Raw genomic sequence first — 23,610 nt, forward strand, 5'->3', positions numbered from 1 at the left:
TTTATTAATATTAATAATGTTTTTCTTTATCTCGCCAATAAACTCAGTTTATTAATGGTGAAATAAAGCATACTAACGAAAAGAAATGAGCAATTTAGCTAACTAAACTGCCCTAATTCTAATGGCTATACTGAAGATATATTATTATCATACACTTTTCGTTTTCACGGAAAATGAGAAATATAATATAAAATACAAGCCACAAGTATTATCACATGGCGTTGTTATCATATTTTTATACAGTGAACCCACGGCACTCTAGTCAATCGCTGATTAGATCCGTGAGAGATAATTCACTTTGTTTTGGACTTCATTAAACGCAGTATTTCTAACTCTGGCACACACCATTTTAAGTTTTGAATCTAATTCAAGAGAGATAAGCTGCTTAGGGTCATTATCTAAAATGTTTCTATTTTGTTCTAAGAATGCATACATATCATTAATTTTATCGAACTGCCCTCTAAATACGCCGAATTCATTCTCATTCAGCTTTTTCACCATAGAGAAATTATTGACACACTGATCATTGGTGCTTTTTTTAATAATGGCTGCGGTTTGTTGCTCGGAATCAACCTTTGCTTTTGTGCTGCACCCTCCCAATACCGCACTTGCCACCAATATTGCTATCGCCACTGCTTTCATAAAATGCCCTCATTAATCCTTTATAAGTACTCAACCTTCTATTGGATATGCGACCCCTAATACTGATATCATTCATGCCGTTTTTGCATAGCGATACCCGAGGTATTTGTTCAATAGAATGCAATCCACCGTTTGTAGCAGGGACACTGTACATCGCGATCTTTTATGCTGTCAAATTGCGATATGTCAGATCTAAACACTGATATAACTAGTCATGCCAGTTGAATATGCTATGCGAAGTTGTTGAAATGGCGGGATAGATCGTATTTCTATGAATTAATGGTTTTATATTTCAAATTATTTGTATAAATCAGTTGATCAACCTAATGAAATTTAAAGCAAAAAAACCTAAATTTATTTAGATAAATTGACGCAGTGCAAAAAAATGAAAGGTTAATTATTTTTTTCCGTCACAAATAAAACATTTCATCAGCAAGTTGACAACAAGATATAATGAGGGGGTTTTTCAAGAATGGATATATGAGAAAAGTGGGAATTGAGAATTATCTTGGTTATCAGGGATGTTTATCCTGCTGGGAAATATCGCCCCACAAGAATCAACATGATTCATTTCAAAATCAGCAGGTTTTTAAGGGTTTCATTAATGGCTTTAACCCCTAACTTGCTGTATATATTTCTCCGGTGCGCACTGGCTGTTTTATTCTTCATATTAAGCGCCTTTGAAATATCCCCATTCGTTAATCCGAGCAATATATATTCTAGCACTTCATTTTCTCTTTTTGTTAATTGTCGTTTTATCTTGCGGGTTAAATCTGACTGATTAAATTCCTTTGGTATCTTACGTGATGATAATAACTTAATGATCAAACCTTCAATTCTATCAATAGACGCTGTTTTACATAATATCCCATCAGATATGATGGACAAATAAATAAAATCTTCAGTTTGTTCATCTTTACGACAAAACACCATAATAAATGCCAGTGGGTTTGATTCCCTTACCTGACTAATAGTGTTAAAAATTTTAATTGGAGGAATACTATCAACATCCAGAATAATAATATCTCGTGTATTTGATTGATTGTATACATTTTGATTATCGACTGAGTAATATAACTCAACATCGATATTTCTTCCTTTATCTACAACAAGTTTTATTCCCTTGATAATGATCTCGAAGGATAATTTAGTTAAGCCACAATCACTAATTACAATAACTCTCATGACGTTATATCTTTCCTTATCTGTGGTTTTAATTTATTCAGAATGGGATTCTATTTAATGTGTCGTACATTAATAACGGTGCCGAAGCACCGTTATTAATGAAACGTTATGACGATTAGAAGTTGTATTTCACCCCTAACATGACGGCGGTGTCACTGTAGCCTTTGTCGCCCAATTGTTGGCCAACATTGCCCCAGACATTCAGTTGCTTGTTCAATTGCCCCTCAACACCCAGTTTCAACTCTCCGATATTTTTCGCGCCGGCCTGCTTTACATCCACCGCGTTCATATTGGTGCCGAAGTCTTTGGTATTGTGGATCCAGTTCGCTTCCACAAACGGCTGGAACTCGCGATCCTTGCCATTATCACTTTCGTGGTGACCTTTCATATAAGAACGCACACCCAGACGGGTCTGAATATTGCCGTCGCCCTGACCGCTCACCTGAGTGCCATTGGCTTCACGGTGCTCGTCTGCCTTCACTCCCATCCAGGTTATCTGCGCTTTGGGCTGGATAAAGTAGCTTTCGTTCTTCGCTTTATTTTCACCGATTTTGAAGGTGTAGCCACTCTCGACCGAAGCGGTTATCCCTTTCGATTTGTACTCTTCCGTCGCCAGACCTTCGCCCTTCACGGTGTTGTTGAACCAGCTATATTGCGCCCAACCGTCAACATACAATCCGGATTTGTCTTCATCGTTGGCATACCAGGTGCTGTACACACCGGCGGTGTAGCCATCAACAGAACCGTCTGACTGGTAACCGGATGTCGAGCGCGTATTGCTCTTGCTGTTACCGTAACCGGCCATAACCCCTAAATGTAGGCGATTCAGGTCATTATTGCTCCACTGCGCGATATCGCCGCCCAGTTGCATGACATAGCGGTTACTTTGGGTCTTCAACTGCCCGCTGGTATCACGTGAGCGGTTATGTCCGCCTTCATTTCGCAACCACATGCTGGTCACTTTCTGCTCGCCGGTCAGTGCGTCGATATATTGAGTTTCCCCTAAACGATCGTGCAGACGGGTGACAAACATGGTGTTAGCTGCCGCGAGGTTAGCCGTGTAACTTCCCGCTTCAGGACGTTTGGTTTCTTCACCTGGATTGACCGGATTTTCTGGATCAACCGGATTCTCTGGGTCAACCGGCAAATTACTCAAGCTGGTCAGATACCAGTTAGTGGCATTTTGCCCTACACCACGAACCAGAGAATAGTCATACGCCCCCGCCACAATACGGCCACTTTTGAAATCACCGTCTGACTGGCCGTTGACCTGAATCAGTTCAATACCATTCAGCGTTTTAGCCCCCAGACCACCCGCATTGTCCACACTCACATTGGTGGTGCCGCTGGTGTTGCCGTTGACTATCATGCTGTCCGTGGCGGAGTTGTCATCCCCCAGCGCGGTGTTGAAATGCAGTAAACCGTTGTTACCAATATAGTTGCCATTCACCACTAATTGATTGCCGGTGGTGCCAGTGCCATTGCTGGTTTTATTGCCAATAAAGACTGTGCCGCTGTTGGTTAAATCCGTCCCGACGGTAAACACGTTGCTGGCAGGTGCCAAACGGCTCAGCACTGAAGTCACCGGTGCCACAGGGTTGCCGACAAACAGTGTTCCGTTGTTATCAATCGCCCCGGCTACGCCACCAAAGCCGCCCATAAAGGCACCGCTGGCAATATTCACCTGCTGGCTAGCCAGCGTCATTGGGTCTGCACTGCTGCCCAATATAATCCCACCCGCATTAATGTCGGTTTGACCGGTATAGGCCGCTGATGGTGTTAACGATACAGTGCCTGCGCCATTTTTGGTCAGACTGCCGGTGCCGGTAACACTGTTTGCCAGCGCCCAATTAGACGCGGAATTCAGGATTAGCGAACCATTGTTAGTGACCGCAGCGCTGCCCAGATTCTCTGCCAGGGACACCGTCAACTGGCTACCATTGTTGATGTCAAATAGGCCGCTAAACAGGCTGTTATTACCGCTGGCCGTGATGTCGCTGTTATCCTGCAACACCACATTCCCTGCATCACTGATAGCATTTGCCAGTTGGCCGGCAGCCCCTGTCAGGGTCAACAGACCGGCGTTGACAATATTGCCATTCCCCAAACCCGCCGCATTGTTCAGTAAGGCTTGCGCCCCGCTGGCAATGGTAGTCACGGCGCTCAGGCCAGTATTCGCGCCATTCACGGTCAATACATCAGCAGCAATTGTCAGCGCACCGCTGCCCGTCAGTTCTCCATCAGAAACACCGCCCTGACTCAGGGTCAGGTTGCCGCCCTTGAGGTCTAATAATGAATTTGCCGTGCTATTTAGCTCGCCCACAGTCTGGCTGTGACCATTCATGTCAACGGCGGTATTCGCCGCCAGTGATAACAGCGAGGTCTGCCCCAGCACATTATCATTCAGCATCTTTAAGGTGCCGCTACGGACGTCGGTAGAACCGGTGTAATCATTGTCCAGATTGGACAGCGTCACGGTATGTCCCGCGCCGGTATCAATCGCCAAATCACCGCTGCCGGTCACTTTGGCACTCAAATCCGCCGCCGAACCGGTTTGATTGACCGCATGCAGTGCCAGCGCATCCGCGCCGCTGCCCAGCAACTCAACCTGAGTCAGACCGTAACCCACATACAAGCCGTCATCATTGATGCCATTCGTCAGGCGATAGTCGTAAGTGCCTTTGGCCACCGTGCTGCCGTTCTGTGCAATATCTGCCGTGGTGGCATCAGTAATAATATTGCCATTTTGGTCTTTCAGTACCAGATTGCCGCCATCACCTTGTACGACCACATCACTGACCGCCAGTTGTAACTGGGTGTTGGTGTCGTCTTGTTGCAAAATGGGCAAGCTGCTATTGACTTGAGTCTTAGTATTATCAATGCTGCCGATATTCACTTGCACAGTCCCGGTACCCAGCAGATTCATCTCTTGGGTGGTATGAATGGTACTTTTCGCCACCGTCTCACCCGGGGTTCCGGTGTCAAATTTTGCAGTCCCGCCGTCAAAGATTAATCCACCGATGGTTTGTACGCCGTCACCGACTGTAGTGATGCTGTCCGCGCCCAGTTTCAAGGTGGCATTGACTAATGCTGCGGTGTTATCCGCCGCCAATTCAAAGGTCGCATGACCTAACGCCAGTACACCGTTAAAAGCATTCTGTGCCGCGTTAGCCGTAAAGTTAAACGCGTTACCCGTCGTATTGACCGCAACAGTGCCAAGGCCATTGAGTTTGCTGTTAAAATTCACTGCATTCAGGTTTTTAACCTGCAACAGGCTGCCGTCACCCAAATTAAAGCCGGTGTTGGCATTGTCGTCTTTCGCGTTGCCCAGCGCCAACAGGACATTGTCCAGTGTCAGTGTGGAGTTATTGATAAGGTTGATGTAATCCATATTCTGGATAGCATCTGCATCGCTCAGCGCATACACCGAGTTATCAAATGTCAGGGCGTCACTGCCGGTACCGCCGTTAAGTGAACTGAACACGCCGGTATCGGCTAATGTCAGCCCTTTCAGAATGAAGGCATCATCGCCGCTGCCGGTGGTGAAGTCAGTGCCTTTACTCCCTTGCATCAGGGTCACAGTGTTGTTGCCCGCCAACAGATCGACGTGGCCAACAATTTCACCGCCGGTGGCATTAGTAAATGCCACGCCGTTTCCGGTATTAGTCAATACCGCTTGTTGTGCGGCGCTGTTGGCTTGAATGGTACCGCTGTTGACGAAGCTGGTGACATAACCGTTATTGATATCAACCACCGGGCTGGTCAATGATTTTGATATCAATATACCGGACTGCTCAACACGGCCGGTGGTGCCTTTAACAATCAGGGCAGCGCCGCCTGCAACATCATTCACATTGACGCTAGCGCCGGTTTTCAGATCCTGACGGGAGTTAGTGACGATCCCTTTGCCCGCAGCAGAATTCACATTAATGACCAGATTCGCAGAGTTGGACATGTCCAGCGTGTTATCAGTAATGGTGTCGCCGCTGTTGGCAAACAGAATACCGGTGCCGCTGCCATTGACGTTAATCACGCCCGAGTTGGTCGCCGCCATGGACGCACCGGTACGCACACCTGCGCCATTGCCGACTGTCAGTATGGTATTGCTTAACTGAATACCTGAGATTTCTGCTTTGTTTTCAATGGCATTTCCGCTGCCACCGGCAGTCATAGTAATAGCCGCGTCATTGACCGTCAGCGCAGTAGCGCCGGTATCGAGCAACACGCCATGGGCCGTGCCGCCCGCTTTGGTTTCACCGTTGCCGGACAGGGTCAAACTGGCTCCAGCGCCCAGCAGATAAGCGGCCGTACCATCAGTTGCAGTGACAGTCCCCGAGTTATTGACTGTCGAATTAGCGCCCTGAATATTCACCGCAGTGCCATTCACAGAGATATTATTTTCGTTGGTCAAGATCCCGCCATTGACCAACACACCGGTGCTGCCAGCTTGGGTAAAGTCAATGGAACCTTTATGAATAAGCTCGCCGCCATTACGGGCGATATAGCCATAAGCACCAGAAGCGGTGTTACCGGTGGTCAATACCGCTGAACTGGTCAAAACGGAGTTGCCCGTAACACCGGTTGCAACACCATCAAGGCCGTAGTAATTACCGTCAACGATACCGGCAGTAGCCCCGACACCGCTCAATTCCAAACTGGCATCGGCTGTTATGGTGCCGGTGGCTCCACCTTCAACTTTCACCCCCGTAGCACCTTCACCAGAGAGAACCATATCTAACGCGCCAGAGCTAAAGCTGCTGCCCGCGCCAGTCACTTGAATAAGAGAGGAGTTCTTACCGGTGGCATTCATGGTTGAAGCCGTGGTCCCTGCGAAAGACGCCCCTTTATCAACGCGATATAAAGTAGAACCTTCGGTTGAAACGGTTTCAGCGCCCACCGTGGTCTTATTCACACTCGCCCCTGCACCGTAAATCAGGTATCCGACTTGTTTGGTGCCAGAGACGAACTCAACCTGACCACTACCGCTGACATTAATGGTACCTTTATCTTCCGCAACCACCCCGATAGCACCGTCGCCAGTAAGATTAACCCGACCGGAAAGATTAGCGACTGCCCCCGCCCCTACCGCCTGAATACCGTAGTTGGCCAGATTAGTCGCAGCATCAAGTCCTTTATTGACATAAATGTTGCCCGCATTCGTCGCGGCACTGTTAGTCAGCACTTTCATCCCAACGGTATTAATACCATTGATAATAATATCGCCGTTATTGAAGACATTAGTGGCATTCGAACTGGAAGAAATACCCACATTCTGCGCGGCGTTTTGCCCTGGCGTTGCCCCGGCACCATTCAACTCAATGGTACCGTTTTGATTAACAGCGGTTCTGACCCCTTGTGCAATAATCGCAGTGGAGTTTTCAGTTTTGCTGCCAATAATAATTTTACCGCTCGCATTATTGATAAAAGTGGCGATATTGCTCAAATTGACGGTGTCTTGAACTAATTTAACCGCATAAGACTCTGTTTTGATGGCCAGATCGGTAACCACATCAGTTAGCGAACGCTGGGCTTGGCGGCCAATATAGACCGTGCCATTATTGTCAAAAGTAGCGCCCTTCTGAACACTCACCCCTTCATTCAGATACCCTGCTGCTGGTGATTTATCCACAGTTGCAGCAATGTTAATAGCGCCGTTATTGACGAAGGTTGAGGTGCCGTCAATGATAGCTGCGCGGGTATAAACACTGGTTCCACGTGAAGCCGTGTTAATTACACCATTATTGGTGACTGAAGAGGCCCCATTGGCCAAAATGGCAGTATGGCTGCCGCTGGCGACATCCAGTGGCAAAGTGGCACTCGGTACGGGTTTAAAATCCAGCATCTCAGGGTTAGTCCCTGCGTCCAGAACCCCAGTTGTTTCATTGATAACCGTACTGTTGGTGGCGAAAATAATATTGGTGCCACGAACAGTACCTGCGGCTGAACCTAAGGTCCCAGCGTTATTTAATGTTGCGCCATCATTCAAGCGCACCACAGAAATATCAGTATTGAACGCCTGAATATTGGCATCAGCACCAATATTCACAACAGCATGCTGACCATCACCATGAATAAAGGCAACACGGGTAGAATCAATAATATGATTTACGGCATCATTAGCATCAATACCCATATCAAGATAGATTGGGGTAACTTTGGGTGATGTATTGGAACCGTTAGTGAAATAGGCTCGTGCCAACTCAGCCTGGTAGGCTTTACTGTCCAGAACAATCGCGCCACTTTTAATACCGGCGATCAATTCATTATTATATCTCTGGAAATCAGCAAAATTTTGAACATTCTGGGCACCTAAATATGGGCTAGTGAATGCACCGGTAAAGTCATCCAGTACCGCATTAGCTACTGACGTGCTGCTATCACGAATGTTATTACTGTTATTACCCAGATTGACCACTGTTTTAGCATTATAATTTAACACTGTATTCTGGGCAGAAGTTGTAGAGTCAACATAGAATCCTGAAGAGGTTGTCGTCTCAGGTTGACTTTTCAAGCCGCCTTTAAGAATAGCGCTAAAGTAGTTGGTGCTTTCATTAACCCAGCCAGCAGCAGTGCTGCCAACATTCACGGTTAGGTCACTGCTATCCTGCACTTGGAATAAGTTACGATTCACATACTGGCCATTCTCACCGACGGCATAAGAAACTGGCACCGAAAAATCGGCCAGCGGTTTAATTGACATCGCCGTGCTGCTATACACATTAATAGTAATTAATGCGCCCGTTCCTTTAGGGTCAAGGAAGGTTTCAGTAACCATGTCACCTAAATTGAAAATATTTTTACTGATCAGATTCTCAGCACCATACAAGAATTTATCAGCAGGAATATCCCCCAGCTTACTATTTTTAAAGCCGGAATCACCGCGGGCAATGTTAGTAAAGCTGCCGGACAAGGTATTACCTGAGCCAGTGAAAGTCTGTTCAAACGGAACTTCAGGTGTAAATACCGGAACATTAATATTGGCGGCAAAGGCAGAGCTCGCCCCCAATGTGAACATCAAGGTGATAGCAATCTGGCTCAAGCGCGATGGTGCCGTTAAACCTAAGGCTGTATCGACTGTTCCTGAGCAAAATGACTTAGTCTTTTTTCCTGACTTAGAAAACTCAGATGCAACATCGTAGCGACCTAAGGCACTATTCCAAATGACTTTAAATACTCGATTCATAAAACTCTCAATTTTCTCAATATATTATGGGTTATAATTAACGAGCAACATTCTTACTTAACCAAAAAGTAATTAAGCTGGCGAATTTCCACTGGTAAATGCCTTAACTCTGATATTGCATCATTGACACTGATAATAAACGTACCGGGTTACACAGATATATAGGAGAGAAAAACCACATTCGTAGGAACAATCCTACAAATAGTGAAGAAATAATAATTAAAACCTATATATCAATAAATTAAATTCTAAAACAAGATAAGAACAATCTCATAAGAATATAAAAATCTTATGTAGATCAGTCTTGTTTTTATTTTAAGAAGTAACTAATTTTGAGTATTCATCGGTCAAGAAAAATAAAACAATTCTCTTTCCAATCAAGATTCCCTCATTTGAATTCTTAGCAAAAGACTTCTATTTAGCATTTGCGATTTCATTGCAGTCAGTCTTCTTAACTAAAATCACTCAGACACGCATAAAAATCAAGTTTATTGGCATATATGATCATAAACATGATAAATACGACATATTATTCTATGTAATGGGTGAAATTTAATCTTTAAAGGATTATTATGCCGATAAATGGTTTAAACATCAGAATAAAAGATCGTCAAATAAAAATAATAGTAGTGTAAATATATTTACAATTAAATTTGCATTGGATCTGTCTTAAAAAGAACCATTCAAAAAAAACCAATAAATAAGCAAAAAAATATAAAGTTAATTATCAATGAGAAATTAGTTTTAACAAAAAAATCTTATCTATATTGAACAATAGTTTTTATTAGACAGAAATCAGACGGAAACAGCAGTCTCAGATGGGTTGGATAAGAAATTGAACTGTATGATTATTTTTATAAAACTATAAATTGGATACATAAATAAAAATAAAGAAAAAATAGCCTTAATCGCTATTACCTGCACAATTTAGGTTCATTTATGCATAAAGTCTTGCTAAAAGCGTGACTCATTAAGCAACTAAAATGCATTTGAACAACGACACGTCTTTTACGACCAGCGCAGGGCGCTAAAATGAGAGGTTATCAGTTGGGATATTTAATGGCGTGAAGAGGGATTGAGCAGGCGTGTTGGATACTCACTCTTCAAAGCAAGCTGACTGCCGTATCCAACACGCGTATGACATTCACAATGACTATATCAACCAGATGCCACTTAGCGGAATGGGGTGGCGTCACCGGCACCTTCGCGGATAACTTCTGGGGAAGAATCTGTCAGGTCAATCACTGTGGTCGGTTGCTGGCCCAATGAGCCACCGTGAATAATTAAATCCACTTGTTTACCCAAATTATCTTTGATTTCTTCAGGATCCGACTCAGCAAAATCATTGCCCGGCAACATCAATGTGGTCGACATCAGCGGCTCACCTAATACATCCAGCAACGCTAGCGCAATAGGATTTGAGGGCACACGCAAGCCAATAGTTTTGCGTTTGTCATTCATCAAACGCCGAGGCACTTCTTTTGTCGCTTTCAGGATAAAAGTGTAGTTGCCGGGGGTATTGTTTTTGATCAGTCGAAACGCCGAGTTATCGACATAAGCATAAGTTGATAGCTCGGACAAATCACGGCAGACCAATGTGAAGTTATGATTGCCATCCAACTGGCGAATACGACAAATACGTTCCATTGCCGCTTTATCTTCTAAGCGGCAGCCAAGGGCATAACCCGAATCTGTCGGATACACCACCACCCCTCCCTTACGTAAAACATCCACACTTTGGTTGATTAACCGTGGCTGGGGATTTTCTGGGTGAATATAGAAAAATTGACTCATGACTCTACCTAATCATTAAATGTATGAGTTAGCTGGACTGACTCTCTATTGGCCAATCACGCCATACCGGTTCCACCCCAGCGGGCAGCCACAATTTGCGGCCCAACTCAATCCAGGAACAAGGTTGATGGAAATCAGACCCCTGGGATGCAAGTAAATTATAGTCACGCGCATACTGAGCAAGTAGTGCCCGTTCGTGGGGTGCCTGCTGGCACTGAGCCACTTCCATGGCATCACCGCCATGCTCAGCGAAATGCGCTAATAAACGTTTTAGCCATTTCGCCGTTAAATCATAACGCGCAGGATGCGCCAGCACCGCTTGCCCACCAGATTGCTTAATTGCATCAATAGCTTGTTCTATTGTACACCATTGCGCGGGAACATAACCGGTCTTGCCTTTGGCCAAATATTTTTTAAAAACCTGCCCGACATGACTGGCTAGCCCTAACTCCACCAAATAGCGGGCAAAATGGCCGCGAGTCACCTGGCCGCCCTCAGCCAAACGATTTGCGCCTTCCCAAGCATCAGGAATGCGCGCTTTTGCCAGCCGGGCGCTTATTTCCTGCGCCCGAATATAACGGCGCTGTGACTGTTCGCTTAACAACTGACAGATGCTGGCATGCTGGATATCCATCCCTAATCCCACTATGTGGATCTCATGATTTTCCCATAATGTGGAAATCTCAACACCGGAAATAAGCTGTATTGGCAGTTGCTGTGCTTTGATGGTCGCGGCGGCTTCTGCCAGCCCCGCGGTTGTATCGTGATCGGTAATGGCCAATACCCCGACGCGCATTTGCGCCGCCCTTATCACCAGTGCCGAGGGTGACAATGAGCCATCAGATGCGGTGGTATGGCTATGCAAATCATAGAGCGTAAAGGCCGTTGATGCGGCGACAGCGGTTGAATCAGCCGCATCAGGCAGTGTGGCGTTGTCAGACAAAACGAGTTTATTTATCAAAGCAGTCTTATTAGCCAAAACAAAAATCCGGAAAAAGCGTGGCTGGTGATTATACTCGCTAATGTGGCATTAACGTTAATCAATCTTGTTTAGCTCTGTGCCCATTAAGGCAAATGCCAATACAGAAAGAGTCTGTTAAAAAACAATCACTGGGGGGTTGACATTCACCTCGCGAACCAGTTAACTAGTACACAAGTTCACGAGATACCAAGATGCTGCTCAGGAACATTGAGCAACACAATGAAAGCAATCATAGAGAGTGACTGATAATGAAAACATCCCTGATTTCCTTACTGCGTTGGTGGCACATCTCCCTCTCTCGGGCGGTGTAATCACGCATATCAGTCATCAGACAGTGCAGATTGCTTCAGCCCGCTAATAGCGGGCTTTTTAATGGACAGATTTCGGCGTAATACTTTTTTCAGGAAAGATAAATGATGCAAACTTCGCGCCCTACTTTACAGTTATTGACCACCACGGGGTGTTACCGTGATGACCCAACCGCGCTGTTCCACCAGCTCTGCGGCGCACGGCCTGCAACATTGCTGCTTGAGTCAGCAGAAGTGACCAGCAAACAGAACCTGAAAAGCCTGCTCATTATCGATAGCGCATTGCGCATTACTGCCCTGGGGCAGAAAGTGACGATTGAAGCACTGACACGCAATGGCGCTTCTTTATTGCCGCTGTTGGATGGCGCATTACCCGCCGAGGTTGAGATTCAAGTACGCCCTAATGGTCGGGAATTAACTTTTCCCATCATTAATGATGTGCAGGATGAAGACTCCCGCTTACAAGCGCTCTCAGTTTTTGATGCTTTACGTTTGCTATTGAAACTGGTCGACGCCCCCGAAGCTGAGCGGGAAGCAATGTTCCTTGGTGGCTTATTTGCCTACGATTTGGTCGCCGGTTTTGAAAACTTACCGCCATTGCGCCAAGATCAGCGCTGCCCGGATTTCTGCTTCTATTTGGCCGAAACATTATTGGTGTTAGATCATCAACATCGTTCAACCCGATTACAAGCTAGCCTGTTCACCCCAGAAAGTAGTGAGCACCAGCGCTTATCCGCGCGTTTAGAGCAACTTGCTCACCAACTGCAACAAACACCACAGCCGATTCCTGCCAAGCCAGTGCCGGAAATGACGTTACAGTGTAACCAATCAGATGAAGAGTATGGTGCCGTCGTCAGTGAATTGCAGCAGGCCATTCGTGAAGGTGAGATTTTCCAAGTGGTGCCTTCTCGCCGTTTTTCACTGCCTTGCCCTTCACCGCTGGCCGCGTATCAAACGCTGAAAGACAGCAATCCCAGCCCGTATATGTTCTTCATGCAAGATAACGAATTTTCCCTGTTTGGCGCATCGCCTGAAAGTGCGCTGAAATATGATGCGATTAATCGCCAGATTGAGATTTACCCGATTGCCGGCACTCGCCCCCGTGGTCGCCGTGCCAATGGCGAGTTGGACCGCGATTTAGACAGCCGTATTGAACTGGAAATGCGTACTGACCATAAAGAACTCGCTGAGCATTTGATGCTGGTGGATTTAGCCCGCAATGACTTGGCGCGCATCTGTGAACCTGGCAGCCGTTATGTGGCGGATTTAACCAAAGTCGACCGCTATTCCTTTGTTATGCATTTGGTTTCTCGAGTTGTGGGCACTTTGCGTGCTGATCTCGATGTGCTGCATGCTTATCAAGCCTGCATGAACATGGGGACGTTAAGTGGCGCGCCAAAGGTTCGGGCGATGCAATTAATCGCGGGCAGTGAGAGGTCGCGTCGGGGGAGTTATGGTGGCGCAGTGGGCTATTTTACCGCCCACGGCGATTTGGATACCTGCATTGTTATTCGCTCAGCTTATGTCGAAGACGGGATCGCCACCGTACAAGCGGGTGCCGGTGTGGTGCTGGACTCCATCCCACAGGCGGAAGCCGATGAAACCCGCAATAAAGCACGCGCCGTTTTACGGGCAATTGCCACCGCACACCATGCCAGGGAGTTGTTCTAATGGAAAATAATCTAATGGCCGATATCTTGCTGCTCGATAATATCGATTCCTTTACGTACAACCTGGTTGACCAACTGCGTTCAAGTGGTCATCGCGTGGTGATTTACCGTAATCACATTGCCGCTGACACCATTATTGAGCGCTTGCAACAGCTCGAACGGCCGGTGCTAATGCTGTCACCTGGCCCCGGCACCCCGGCACAAGCGGGTTGTATGCCTGAGTTATTGCAACGCCTGCGCGGCCAATTACCCATTATTGGCATTTGCCTCGGTCATCAAGCCATCATCGAAGCCTATGGTGGTCACGTCGGGCAAGCGGGCGAAATATTGCATGGTAAAGCATCGGCGATTGAACACGATGGGCAAGGCATGTTTGCAGATATGCCGAATCCGTTGCCGGTTGCCCGCTACCACTCATTAGTTGGCAGCAATATCCCAACAGAATTAACCGTTAATGCGCATTTTGGCGAGATGGTGATGGCAGTTCGTCATGATGCTCATCGGGTTTGCGGCTACCAATTCCACCCGGAATCGATTTTAACCACCCAAGGTGCTCGTCTGCTGGAGCAAACATTGGCCTGGGCGTTATCCCCTTCGCGCGCATAACTGCAAGAGTATTAGCGGCAACTCCAGGCTCTTTGGGGATTGAATATTTAAGGAATTGATGATGCACAATCTATTACCAAAAGAATTGTTATTAGAAAAACTGTTCCGGGCCGAGTCGATGACTCAAGCAGAAAGCCAACAGCTTTTTGCCGCAATTGTGCGCGGCGAACTGGAAGCAAGCCAATTGGCGGCGGCGTTGATCAGCATGAAAGTGCGCGGTGAGACTCCGGCCGAAATCGCCGGTGCCGCACAAGCTTTATTAGCCGATGCGCAACCTTTCCCGCGCCCAGATTACCTGTTTGCCGACATCGTCGGAACGGGCGGCGACGGCACCAACAGCATTAATATATCTACGGCCAGCGCCTTTGTTGCCGCCAGTTGTGGCGTAAAAGTCGCCAAGCACGGTAACCGCAGTGTATCCAGCCGTTCCGGCTCGTCAGACTTGCTCGCCGCCTTTGGTATCCGCCTTGATATGAGTGCCGAACAATCACGGCTGGCATTGGATGAATTAGGGGTTTGTTTCCTGTTTGCGCCGCAGTATCACACCGGTTTTCGCCATGCGATGCCTGTACGCCAACAATTGAAAACGCGCACTTTATTTAACGTATTAGGGCCATTAATTAATCCGGCACGCCCTCCGCTGGCGTTGATTGGGGTTTATAGTCCTGAGTTGGTCTTGCCGATTGCACAAACGCTTAAAGTGCTGGGCTATCAGCGCGCGGCGGTCGTCCATGGCGGTGGAATGGATGAGGTCGCTATTCATGCGCCAACCCAGGTCGCGGAGCTTAATAATGGCAGTATTGAAAGTTACGAACTGGCACCGGAAGATTTTGGTTTAAACCGCTTTGAGCTTGGCTCGTTGCAAGGCGGCGCACCGGAAGAAAATCGTGACATTTTAGCTCGGTTGTTACAAGGTAAGGGTGAGCCGGCACACGCCGCAGCCGTCGCGGCTAACGTCGCGTTATTACTGAAATTACACGGGCAGGAAAACCTGCGCCACAACGCGCAGCAAGCATTGGAAATGATTCACAGCGGCCAACCTTTTGACCGGGTTACCGCTCTGGCAGCAAGAGGATAAATCATGCAGGAAACCGTACTCCACAAAATTGTGCGCGATAAGGAAATCTGGGTTGCCGCGCGGAAATTGCAACAGCCTCTGGCCAGCTTCCAAAATGACATCACCCACAGTCAGCGCGATTTTTACCACGCGCTACAGGGCAATAAAACAGTGTTTATTTTGGAATGTAAGAAAGCCTCTCCATCCAAGGGCGTCATTCGCGATAACTTTAACCCGGCAGAGATTGCGGCTGTTTATAAAAATTATGCTTCGGCTATCTCAGTTTTAACTGACGAAAAATACTTCCAAGGCAATTTTGATTTCTTGCCACAAGTCAGCGCGGTAGTGACTCAGCCCGTGCTGTGTAAAGATTTTATTATCGATGCTTATCAAATTCAGCTCGCCCGTTTTTATCAGGCTGATGCAATTTTGCTGATGCTCTCCGTGCTCGATGATGAGACATATCGCCAGTTGGCCGCCGTGGCCCATAGCCTGAATATGGGCGTGCTAACTGAAGCCAGTAATGCTGAAGAGTTGGACCGCGCCATTGCATTAGGGGCGAAAGTCGTGGGCATTAATAATCGTGATTTACGCGATTTATCCATCGACCTTAATCGCACCCGTGAGCTGGCACCGCGCTTGCCGGAGGGCGTAACAGTTATTAGCGAATCCGGCATCAATAATTACCAGCAAGTCCGTGAGCTAAGCCACTTTGCCAACGGTTTTCTGATTGGCAGCGCGTTGATGTCTGAGGCTAACCTTGATGTTGCCGTGCGCCGCGTGTTGTTGGGTGAAAATAAAGTGTGCGGGCTGACCCGCGCCCAAGATGCAGCCGCAGCATACAATGCTGGCGCGGTGTACGGCGGGTTGATTTTCGTCGGCAACTCACCGCGCTATGTCGACATTGCGCAAGCGCGTACTGTTATCAGCGGTGCGCCGCTGAAGTATGTCGGCGTGTTCCGTGATGCCAAAATCGAAACCATACGACAAACAGCCGAGCGCTTATCTCTGGTGGCGGTGCAATTGCATGGGCATGAAGATCAAGCTTATATCAACCAACTGCGTGAGGTGTTGCCCGCCAGTTGCCAAATTTGGAAAGCATTGAGTGTGAATGACTCCGTGCCGGCACGCAATTTACAGCATGTTGAACGCTATGTTTTGGATAATGGCCAAGGTGGCACCGGCCAGCGCTTTGACTGGTCACTATTAGCAGGTCAGCCATTAGATAATGTCCTGCTGGCGGGGGGGCTGGGGGCTGACAACTGTTGTGCTGCGGCGCAACTTGGCTGCGCGGGTCTGGATATCAATTCCGGCGTAGAAAGCGCTCCCGGAGTGAAAGATCCCCAGAAGATTGCCGCCGTATTCCAAACCTTACGCGCTTATTAAATCAACGACTAACGGATAGAAAAATGACCACATTAAACCCTTATTTTGGCGAGTTCGGTGGAATGTATGTCCCCCAAATTCTGATGCCAGCATTGAAGCAATTGGAAGAGGCTTTTGTCAGTGCTCAACTAGACCCTGAGTTTCAGGCCGCATTTCAGGATTTGTTAAAGAACTATGCCGGGCGTCCCACCGCCCTGACCCTGTGTCAGAATCTGACGGCAGGTACAAAAACCAAGTTATATCTAAAACGTGAAGATCTGCTGCACGGTGGTGCGCACAAAACTAACCAAGTGCTGGGGCAGGCTTTATTAGCAAAACGTATGGGTAAAACAGAAATCATTGCTGAAACAGGTGCTGGTCAGCATGGTGTCGCGTCAGCATTGGCCTGTGCCCTGCTTGGCTTAAAATGTCGCATTTATATGGGTGCTAAAGATATTGAACGCCAATCACCAAACGTATTTCGTATGCGTCTGATGGGGGCGGAAGTGATTCCGGTACACAGTGGTTCCTCGACGCTGAAAGATGCCTGTAACGAAGCGCTGCGCGACTGGTCTGGTAGCTATGAAACCGCCCACTATATGCTGGGAACAGCCGCCGGCCCTCACCCTTACCCAACAATTGTGCGCGAATTCCAGCGTATGATTGGCGAAGAAACCAAAGCACAAATGCTGGCAAAAGAAGGCCGCTTGCCAGATGTCGTATTGGCATGTGTGGGTGGCGGCTCCAATGCGATTGGTATGTTTGCTGATTTTATTGATGAACCCGGCGTTGGGCTGATTGGCGTAGAACCCGCTGGTTTGGGTATTGAAACTGGCCAACATGGTGCGCCACTGAAACACGGTAAAGTTGGTATCTACTTCGGTATGAAATCGCCGATGATGCAAACCAGTGATGGCCAAATTGAAGAATCTTACTCAATTTCTGCCGGGTTAGACTTCCCATCAGTGGGGCCGCAACATGCTTATTTGAATAGTATTGGTCGCGCTGATTATGTCTCAGTGACCGATGATGAAGCCCTCGAGGCATTTAAGGCACTGTCGTGCAAAGAAGGAATTATCCCGGCATTGGAATCTTCCCATGCACTGGCGCATGCTTTGAAAATGATTAAAGCATCGCCGGAGAAAGAGCAGATTCTGGTTGTCAATCTGTCCGGGCGCGGTGATAAAGATATTTTCACCGTTCACGATATTCTGAAAGCACGGGGAGAAATTTAATGGAGCGTTATCAGCAGCTTTTCAAACAGTTGGCCGCCAAAAAAGAAGGCGCATTTGTCCCTTTCGTCCAGTTAGGTGACCCAACACCGGCCCTCTCGTTAGAGATTATTGACACTTTAATCGCCGCAGGGGCAGATGCGTTGGAGTTAGGCATTCCATTCTCTGACCCATTGGCCGATGGCCCGACTATCCAAAACGCGGCGTTACGTGCTTTCGCCGCCGGTGTGACCCCGAGCATTTGTTTTGAGATGCTGGCAGAGATTCGCAAAAAGCACCCCACCATTCCCATTGGTCTGCTGATGTATGCGAATTTGGTATTCCATAACGGTATCGATACTTTCTATCAGCGTTGTGCTGACGTCGGTGTCGACTCAGTGCTTATTGCTGATGTGCCTTTTGAAGAATCACTCCCATTCCGGACTGCGGCATTGCGCCATGGGATTGCCCCTATCTTTATCTGCCCACCGAATGCAGATGATGATTTATTGCGCGAAATCGCTTCTCATGGCCGTGGCTATACCTATCTGCTTTCCCGTGCTGGTGTCACGGGGGCTGAAAATCACGGCCATCTGCCATTGAATCATTTGATAGATAAACTTCGTGAATACCATGCTGCCCCGGCATTGCAAGGTTTTGGTATTTCAGAACCTGGGCAAATAAAAATTAGCCTGGAGGCCGGAGCTGCGGGTGCTATTTCGGGTTCTGCTATTGTAAAAATCATTGAAAACAATGTCTCACAACCTGCCGAGATGCTTGCGCAACTGACTCGTTTTGTGACCCAAATGAAAGCCGCCACCCGCAGTTAGTTTCCCCAATGCGCCTGATGACTCCTACCATTCAGGCGCTTTCTTCCTTATTTTCATACGTTTCCCACGACTTATCCGCTGCAAATTTGAATAAAAGCTATTCATAACCAATACTAATCATGTGTAACACACTTAGCATTTTTTTACATTTGGGATGCGGTGGGTGTTCTCAAACTCTGAGTGAAATATGCGTTAATAGTATTTTGAGCTATTGGTTTATCCAATACGCCCTATGGCATCGATAAACATGGAGAGTCATATATGAAGATTTTCAAGACCATTTCAGCCTTATGCATTGCGGTGATTATGGCGATGGCAGTATCCGCCTGCGCGCCGACAGCAAAGTCAGAAGGAACCGGTGGTTATATTGATGACACCGTGGTCACCACTAAAGTGAAATCAGCGCTGCTGGGTGAGAAAAATCTAAAATCTACTGAGATAAGTGTTGAGACTTTCAAAGGGCGAGTTCAGCTGAGTGGTTTTGTTAGCTCACGTCAGGATGCAAACCGTGCTGTGCAGATAACTCGTGGCGTGCCGGGAGTGAAATCTGTTAGTGATCAGATGCTTATCAGGTAATGTCATATTCAGAGGCGCATTTCTGCGCCTCTCTATTTATCTTCGTACTGCTGTTATCAGGAACGATTGTTATCAGAAATGATTATTATCAGAAACGATAACCCGCGCCAAACATAAACACCCATGGGTCAAGGCGAGTGTGAATGCTTTGCTCCTGACCATTGGCTTTAAATTTCACGTCAGTTTCGATATTCATCCACCAGACGGACATATTCACCATCCAGTTTTCACTGACCATATAGTCCAAACCGGCTTGCCCTGCCACACCCCAAGAATCTTTTAAGCTCAAATCCGTTAACCCGGCGGAAGTGCCCGTATTGTTGAATTTCTCGTCAAAGAATGTGGTGTAGTTCAGACCAATCCCCAAATATGGGCGCAGTTTGTCTTGTTTATCACGGAAATAATATTGCGCCATTAACGTCGGTGGCAACTGCTTAACTTCTGCAATATCGCCGGTCGGCCCAAGGCCAACCTTATGGCGGAACGGCGTCGCAGCCAGCAGTTCTACCCCGATGTTGTCAGTAATCAGATAGCTGAAGGTCAGGCCCAACTGGGTATTATTATCCGCTTTGAAGGAACCATAACCTAACACATCATCAGACCCTGCATTTGGTCTGACCGTTGCCGTCCCTGCTCGGAAAATATAATCGCCTGCTTGATGCGCACTTACCGCAGTCGATGCCAGAGTTGCTACGGCTAATAATGCCAAAGTGACTTTTTTCATTGTCCATTCCATTTGTAGGTATATTCGCGAACAGAATATACCTACAAATGAGTATTAATGATCCAATCGAGATCACATCTTTCGTAACAATTTTAATAAATCCTAAATTAAGTAGGGTTATTTAATTCCTTAATAACATTGAAATTGATCTGGATCATAAATGTCAGTTTGCAGCAAATTGTGCTAACGCCCGTTGCTGAAAAAGACAACAGTTGTCATGCTGCTATGCTTGGATGTTATGTGTGTGAAATCGTCATCGGTTGGCTGTTTTCTTCGCAAGGAGCAGTAGATTAAAGATGAGCACTGAAATAAATCCGTGTGTCAGTTGTGGTGCTTGCTGTGCCTATTTTCGGGTGTCATTTTATTGGGCTGAAGCCAATGATGGCGGCGGTTGCGTTCCCTCCACCATGACTGAACAAGTCACCCCTTTTATAAGCTGCATGTCCGGTACTAACTGTAAATCCCCCCGTTGTATCGCCCTGCGGGGAGAGGTCGGTCAGTCTGTTTCTTGTTCAATTTATGGTGACCGCCCACCGCCCTGTCATGAATTTGAATGTTCGGGAGAGGCCGGTGTGCGCAACCCCGATTGCGATCGCGCCCGTGCCCACTACGGCTTGCCGGCGTTACCTATTGATAACATCGAGGTAATCCGATTGGAAGAAATCAGCCATTGGCCAATGACAGGATCCCACAGCGCGCCATAACAAGGTATAATCATCGGCTAAGCGCTATTTTTTCATCCCAAGGAGCTTTCATGCCTATCACGGCTAACACTTTATACCGTGACAGTTTTAACTTTTTACGTAATCAGTTGCCCGCCATTTTGTTACTGGCGCTGCTGACTGCGTTCATTACCGTCATGCTGAATCAGGCATTTATTCCTGATAGTGAACAACTGAGTACTTTAACTTCCACAGAAAGTGATTTTGCGTCGTCAGGGAATCTCAGCATTACAGAGTTGGTGGCGCAGCTCACACCTGAGCAACAAATTGTACTGCTGAAAGTATCCGCCGCAGCAACCTTCTCCGCGTTAGTGGGAAATGTATTATTAGTCGGTGGCATGCTGTCTCTGATTTCGATGGTCTCCCAAGGGCGTCGGGTGAGCGCATTGCAGGCAATTGGCATTTCACTGCCTATTTTACCTCGCTTACTGCTGCTGATGTTTATTGGCACCTTATTGATTCAGTTGGGAATAACCCTGTTTATCGTGCCGGGCATCATCATTGCAGTCGCACTCTCGCTGTCACCGGTTATTGTGACGACGGAAAAAATGGGCGTTTTTGCAGCAATGAAAGCCAGTATTAAGCTGGCTTTTGCCAATGTGCGTTTGATTATCCCGGCAATGATGTTGTGGATAGCGGCCAAACTGATTTTGTTATATTTGGTCAATCACCTGACTGCCTTGCCGACTCCGATTGCCAGTATTGTTTTAGCGTCACTGAGTAATCTGGTTTCTGCATTATTGCTGGTGTATCTGTTCCGCTTATATATGTTATTGCGTCCAACGGATGTCAGCGTATAAGCATCAGTGCTGATAAAACGACAAAAGGGCCATTACGGCCCTTTTTGTTATTCAGGATTCAACAAATTTGCTGATGGACTGATGGGGGGGGCTGGGCTTCAGATTCCTGCTTCTCCGCCACCCGCTGTTTACTTTGAATCAGCTTGAGGGCCAAATAGAGGTCAGGAACTAAAATTAGGTCATCATCATGACTTTTCAAGCGATTAATACGGAACCAGCGGGTCAGTTCGGTCCGCCGCCCGGCCAATATCAGCTTAATATTACGCTGTTTCAAATCGCGCTTTAGCTCATCAATCGCCGCCAACACACTGATATCAGCATAGGTAAAGCTGGCGACTGCATCAATGACCACCCAATTCGCCGGATGTGGAGTGCTGTCAACCAGATTCAGAATGCGCCGCTTAAAGTACGCGACATTGAAATAAGTCAGAGGGGAGTTAAAGCGGTAAATCATCACGCCTGGCACAGGTTTGATGCCGTTACCACTGCGCATTGAATGAATCATACCATCGGCATTCACCCCTAATAACTGCTCTGTCGGGCGGAATACTGTGCGCAAGAATTGCAATAATCCCAGCAATACCGCTAAGCCGATACCACTAATAACCCCAACTAAAACAACACTCACGAAAGTAAATATCGCCAAATAGAAAGCTTGCGTATTGCGTTTACGTAACTGCCACAAACTTCTAAACCCGAGCAAAGACCATGCGGCATAAATCAGCACCACACCCAACGCCGCAATCGGAATATATTGCAGCGGGCGGGTTAAAAACAGCAACACCATGGCAATAACCAGTGCGGCGATAATAGAGACCAACTGGCTCTTGCCATTATTGGCATCATTCACCGCAGTGCGGGTGCTCGCGCCACTAATAGCAAAACCTTGCGATAAAGCGGAGACAATATTAGTGATACCTAATGCGCGTAATTCAACATCAGCATCAACTTCGTAACCATTCTTAGCGGCAAAACTACGTGCAGTCAGCATCATACTGACAAAACTGACCACCGCCAGGTTGAGTGCGGGGATGACCATATCTCGTAATAAGCCCGGCTGAAAATCAGGCCAATGCACCATGGGTAAACCGCCGTCAAACCCTCCGACGACACCAACACCAAATTGCTGCATATTGGCAGCCCAAGAGACAAAGGTCGCGATAACAATCGCCAACAAAGGTGCGGGCCAGTTCGGGCGCAACCACTTAACACCGTACAACACGACGAAAGTCAGTAATGAAATTGCGACCGTCGGTAAATGGCTGTTAATCAAATTATGCGGCAGGGCCAGTACCCGCTCAATCAATTGCGGCGGGCGGGTCATAAAACCAAATACCTTACCCAATTGATCAACAATAATGGTAATCGCCACCCCATTAAGTAAGCCGGTTAATATTGGCCGCGATAATAAATCGGCTAATGCCCCCAGTTTAAAGCGGCTGGCCACCAGACACCATGTCCCCATCATCAGCGTCATCATGATAGTCAGTTGCCAGTGAACCTCACTGTTCCCCGCCGCCAACGGTGCCACCACCGCGGCGATCACTGCACAAGTTGCCGCATCCGGCCCGACAATCAACTGCCGGGATGAACCAAAAAAAGCGTACGCAATCATCGGCAAAATACAAGAATACAGCCCTACCGCAGCACTGACGCCCGTCAACTCGGCATAAGCAATAGCAATCGGCAACGCCACTGCGGCCACCGATAACCCGGCTCGAATATCTGGCTTAAGCCAATCACGTTCATAAGCCATTAATTGGGTCAAACCCGGCATCCAATGCCGGAGTGATTTTCTCTGCATACTGACTCCACAAGCTTTAACCCAATATTTATCACTCATCATGCTGGGTTAATCCCTCACTGGCAATATACAGACAAAATCTGTTACTTGTTTATCGTAAGTTTCTGCAAATTCCACTGGCAGAGCGCGCATTCCGACAGATAATTAAGGA

Annotated in this window: 15 protein-coding genes, 1 pseudogene and 1 other annotated feature; of the genes and pseudogenes, 9 read left to right on the plus strand and 7 right to left on the minus strand. The window is 47.2% G+C overall.

The features are described from left to right. Positions 1-273: 273 nt before the first annotated feature. From F0T03_RS11095 to rnm, 5 genes are all read right to left on the minus strand, one after another. A complete protein-coding gene (locus F0T03_RS11095) occupies positions 274-642 on the minus strand; it encodes a hypothetical protein (RefSeq protein ID WP_145555481.1) in 369 nt (122 codons plus the stop codon). 567 nt (positions 643-1,209) lie between these two features. Next, entirely contained in the window at positions 1,210-1,827 is a 618-nt protein-coding gene (locus F0T03_RS11100) for a helix-turn-helix transcriptional regulator (protein ID WP_159678375.1), read from the minus strand. A 115-nt stretch (positions 1,828-1,942) separates the two neighbouring features. Continuing rightward, positions 1,943-9,010 carry an autotransporter outer membrane beta-barrel domain-containing protein gene (locus tag F0T03_RS11105; protein WP_159678377.1) on the minus strand — a complete coding sequence of 2,356 codons (7,068 nt, stop codon included), beginning with the start codon at positions 9,008-9,010 and terminating at the stop codon, positions 1,943-1,945. Between the two features lie 1,173 nt (positions 9,011-10,183). Beyond that, complete coding sequence (locus tag F0T03_RS11110; RefSeq protein ID WP_145556337.1) at positions 10,184-10,804, minus strand: L-threonylcarbamoyladenylate synthase; 621 nt, start codon at positions 10,802-10,804, stop codon at positions 10,184-10,186. A 28-nt stretch (positions 10,805-10,832) separates the two neighbouring features. Continuing rightward, positions 10,833-11,783 (minus strand): RNase RNM, encoded by a 951-nt coding sequence (gene rnm, locus F0T03_RS11115; RefSeq protein WP_162526938.1) that lies wholly within the window; start codon positions 11,781-11,783, stop codon positions 10,833-10,835. Between the two features lie 251 nt (positions 11,784-12,034). On the opposite strand from rnm, the gene trpL reads away from it, so the two are divergent. The 7 genes and pseudogenes from trpL to F0T03_RS11155 all read left to right on the plus strand — a co-directional run bounded on the left by trpL (position 12,035) and on the right by F0T03_RS11155 (position 19,409). Beyond that, a complete protein-coding gene (trpL, locus tag F0T03_RS11120) occupies positions 12,035-12,097 on the plus strand; it encodes a trp operon leader peptide (RefSeq protein ID WP_061512357.1) in 63 nt (20 codons plus the stop codon). Further along, positions 12,059-12,160, plus strand: a sequence feature (Trp leader region). Its footprint overlaps the gene before it by 39 nt. A 42-nt stretch (positions 12,161-12,202) precedes the next feature. After that, positions 12,203-13,765 (plus strand): anthranilate synthase component 1, encoded by a 1,563-nt coding sequence (locus tag F0T03_RS11125; RefSeq protein ID WP_159680829.1) that lies wholly within the window; start codon positions 12,203-12,205, stop codon positions 13,763-13,765. A 14-nt stretch (positions 13,766-13,779) separates the two neighbouring features. Then, positions 13,780-15,448: pseudogene (trpD, locus tag F0T03_RS21895) on the plus strand (bifunctional anthranilate synthase glutamate amidotransferase component TrpG/anthranilate phosphoribosyltransferase TrpD). Between the two features lie 3 nt (positions 15,449-15,451). After that, positions 15,452-16,813 carry a bifunctional indole-3-glycerol-phosphate synthase TrpC/phosphoribosylanthranilate isomerase TrpF gene (gene trpCF / locus F0T03_RS11140; protein WP_159678379.1) on the plus strand — a complete coding sequence of 454 codons (1,362 nt, stop codon included), beginning with the start codon at positions 15,452-15,454 and terminating at the stop codon, positions 16,811-16,813. 23 nt (positions 16,814-16,836) lie between these two features. After that, positions 16,837-18,027 carry a tryptophan synthase subunit beta gene (gene trpB / locus F0T03_RS11145; protein WP_145556339.1) on the plus strand — a complete coding sequence of 397 codons (1,191 nt, stop codon included), beginning with the start codon at positions 16,837-16,839 and terminating at the stop codon, positions 18,025-18,027. Continuing rightward, positions 18,027-18,833: a tryptophan synthase subunit alpha gene (trpA, locus tag F0T03_RS11150; RefSeq protein WP_159678381.1), complete on the plus strand. Its 807-nt coding sequence runs from the start codon at positions 18,027-18,029 to the stop codon at positions 18,831-18,833. The genes trpB and trpA overlap by 1 nt, the downstream gene beginning before the upstream one ends. A 261-nt stretch (positions 18,834-19,094) precedes the next feature. After that, positions 19,095-19,409, plus strand: coding sequence for a BON domain-containing protein (locus F0T03_RS11155; RefSeq protein WP_145556341.1), 315 nt, complete (start codon positions 19,095-19,097; stop codon positions 19,407-19,409). 88 nt (positions 19,410-19,497) lie between these two features. On the opposite strand, the gene ompW is transcribed toward F0T03_RS11155, so the two are convergent. After that, positions 19,498-20,133: an outer membrane protein OmpW gene (gene ompW, locus F0T03_RS11160; protein WP_145556342.1), complete on the minus strand. Its 636-nt coding sequence runs from the start codon at positions 20,131-20,133 to the stop codon at positions 19,498-19,500. Positions 20,134-20,429: 296 nt separating this feature from the next. On the opposite strand from ompW, the gene F0T03_RS11165 reads away from it, so the two are divergent. Then, on the plus strand, positions 20,430-20,837 hold the full coding sequence (locus F0T03_RS11165) for a YkgJ family cysteine cluster protein (RefSeq protein WP_162526939.1): 408 nt from the start codon (positions 20,430-20,432) through the stop codon (positions 20,835-20,837). A 50-nt stretch (positions 20,838-20,887) separates the two neighbouring features. After that, positions 20,888-21,655, plus strand: coding sequence for a YciC family protein (locus tag F0T03_RS11170; RefSeq protein ID WP_145556344.1), 768 nt, complete (start codon positions 20,888-20,890; stop codon positions 21,653-21,655). Positions 21,656-21,713: 58 nt separating this feature from the next. On the opposite strand, the gene F0T03_RS11175 is transcribed toward F0T03_RS11170, so the two are convergent. Further along, positions 21,714-23,459, minus strand: a complete 1,746-nt coding sequence (locus F0T03_RS11175; RefSeq protein ID WP_159678385.1) for a SulP family inorganic anion transporter — start codon at positions 23,457-23,459, stop codon at positions 21,714-21,716. Between the last annotated feature and the right edge of the window lie 151 nt (positions 23,460-23,610).

The organism is Yersinia canariae, from assembly GCF_009831415.1.
Classification (GTDB): Bacteria; Pseudomonadota; Gammaproteobacteria; order Enterobacterales; family Enterobacteriaceae; genus Yersinia; species Yersinia canariae.